Below are 1,648 nucleotides of genomic sequence, written 5' to 3'. Positions count from 1 at the left end.
GCGCGCAACAAACTGCTCTCGGAGATGACCGGCGAGGTGGGCGGGCTGGTGCTGTCCAACAATTACCAGCAGACGCTGGCGCTCTCGATCGCGCGCAAGCGCGGGCTGGCCGACATCGCGCATCAGAGCCGCTTCATGACGGCGCTGGAGGCGCGCGGCCTGCTCAACCGCGCCGTCGAGACGCTGCCGTCACCGGCGGCGCTTGCCGAGCGCGAGGCGCGCGGCGAGCCGCTGACGGATGCGTTGCGCGAGGGCTGGCTCGACGCGATCGGCGAACGCATCGCGGCCTCCATCGCCGACGGACAGAGGGCCGTGGCGGCCTGCTCGGCATTGAAGCGCAGCTACCGGGACCGGCTGCGCCGCTTCTGTCCGGGCATCGTCTTCCTCTACCTGAAGATCGATCGCGAGACCGCCTGGCGACGGGTTGCGGCCCGCAAGGGTCATTTCATGCCGGCCAGCCTGGTCGACAGCCAGTTCGCAACCCTGGAAGAGCCGGGCAGGGACGAGCAGGCGGTAACCGTGGACGCGACGCGGACTGTCGCCGGGATCGCAAGGCAAGCACTCGGCTAACCGACATCGCTACCGATCGCGGGTTGATCCTGCCGCCCGGTGAGACGGTGGGCGCCCGACCAGGCCATCATCTGTTCCGGATGCAATTTGACCGCTTCCAGCAGACGGTCGCGCTTGAGCAGGATATAGGCCGCCTGCAGGACGAGGTTCTTTGCCGCCACGTCCTTTGCCGGCAGGGTTGCCGGCTGGCTGGTGATGGGCTTCAGCTCGGGGCTGACGATCGCCCGGTATTCGCGAAAGGGCACGGTCTCCAAGGTCGACATGGCAAACAGCGCAGCACCGGCGCGCGCCGCGAAATTGGCCGGCGCCGAGGCGAGGTGGGTCCAGCCATGCTCGCCCATGGCAGCTTCGGTGAAGGTGGAGCCCGCGTGGACGGTGTTGGTCATCAGCACGACGCCGTTCTCCTTCAGCGTCTTCTGGATGCGCGCCGTGACCTGGTAGGCGTCGGCGCGCTCGAAGACGATGCGGCTCTTCAGGAAGCGGTTCTCGACCTTGACCAGCGGCCTGTTGATCACATACAGGCCGAACTTGCTTTCCGAGAAGCCGTGGAAGTTGACGCTGACCTGGTGCGCTTCGATGCCGGCTTCGAAGAGGGCGCGCTTGCCCATGATGGTCTGGGCGATGAACTGATCGCACCAGACAATGGCGCCGCGGCCGCGCCGCAGGGCCTCGCGCAAGCCGTCGACGCCTTCCAGCCGGATTGCGGGCGACCAGCGGCGCGGAACCAGATGGGCGGCCAACATCAGGCGGCGGCGATGCGCGGCGGCAAGGTGACCCCTGAAAAGGCTTTGCGTGTCGGCGCCATCGCCAAGCACCGCTTTGATCGCGACGTCGTAGCGCGCGAATTCCTTGCGAAAATGGCGCTTGCGCCGAAGTGTTGAGACCCAGTCGCAGATCGGCGCCCACGAGATGACAGGCAGGACCGCCGCCACGCCGAGATAGAAGCAGGACAGCAGGCTTTCGCGCAGATCCTTGTTGGAGAAGCGGCGCAGCTTGCCGGGACGGACGAGCTTGCGGCTGAAGAAGCGGACGGTTTCGCCACGCTCCGGCACCAGCACGTCGGCGATGATCTCGGTAT

At 66.8% G+C, this 1,648-nt stretch carries 2 protein-coding genes; one reads left to right on the top strand and one right to left on the bottom strand.

Annotation, left to right across the window (positions count from 1 at the left end):
• Nucleotides 1-570: gluconokinase, GntK/IdnK-type (locus EOA29_RS35695; RefSeq protein WP_189479102.1), on the top strand; the 570-nt coding region annotated here is incomplete at its 5' end.
• Here the strand turns inward: EOA29_RS35695 and EOA29_RS35690 are convergent.
• A partial coding sequence (locus EOA29_RS35690) for a hypothetical protein (RefSeq protein WP_127222342.1) occupies nt 567-1,648 on the bottom strand: 1,082 nt, incomplete at its 5' end. The genes EOA29_RS35695 and EOA29_RS35690 overlap by 4 nt on opposite strands.

Source organism: Mesorhizobium sp. M1E.F.Ca.ET.063.01.1.1 (genome assembly GCF_003998155.1).
Classification (GTDB): domain Bacteria; phylum Pseudomonadota; class Alphaproteobacteria; order Rhizobiales; family Rhizobiaceae; genus Mesorhizobium.
This window is presented reverse-complemented; position numbering and strand designations above follow the sequence as displayed.